This is a genomic window from Nonomuraea diastatica, from assembly GCF_004349015.1.
Classification (GTDB): Bacteria; Actinomycetota; Actinomycetes; order Streptosporangiales; family Streptosporangiaceae; genus Nonomuraea; species Nonomuraea diastatica.
The window spans coordinates 1-572 of the sequence record NZ_SMKP01000460.1; the positions used below are offsets into that span (position 1 = coordinate 1).

General features: G+C 71.9%; 1 pseudogene. It reads left to right on the top strand.

The window, feature by feature from the left end:
• Window positions 1-74: 74 nt before the first annotated feature.
• A pseudogene (locus E1294_RS52165) lies at window positions 75-572 on the top strand (hypothetical protein); the annotation flags it as partial.

Genomic DNA, 572 nt, shown 5'->3' on the forward strand with positions numbered 1-572 from the left:
ATGTTGCGGCGTTGGGTGATCTGGTGCCGCGGGCGGAGTCGGGGCGGCCGTATCTGCCGTTCGCGTGGAGTGGTGTGTCGTTGCACGCGGCGGGCGCGACGGGTCTGAGGGTCAAGGTCGCCCGCGGGGCCACGGATGCGAGCATCACGTTGAGCATCGCGGACGAGACCGGCGCTCCGGTGGCCGAGATCGACGCGCTCACGCTGCGCGCCCTGTCCACCGAACTCACCGCCGGCGCCCTGGACACCCTTTACCAGGTGACCTGGACGGAGCCGGCCGAGCTCCCTGCCGCTGGAGATGAGGAGTATCCGGACCTGGCGTCGCTCAGGGACACGGACGCGATGCCCGAGTGGGCGTTCGTGGAATGCCCCGCCACCGAGCCCGGCGACGACGTCCCCGCCGCGGTGCGGCGTGCCACCGCTCACGCGCTGACTTCCGTCCAGGAATGGCTGGCCGGTGAGCGGTTCGGGTCGTCGCGGCTGGTGGTGGTGACGCGGAGCGCGGTGGCCGTTGACGACGGTGATCAGGTGGATGTGTCGGCGGCTCCGGTGTGGGGGCTGGTGCGGGCGGCC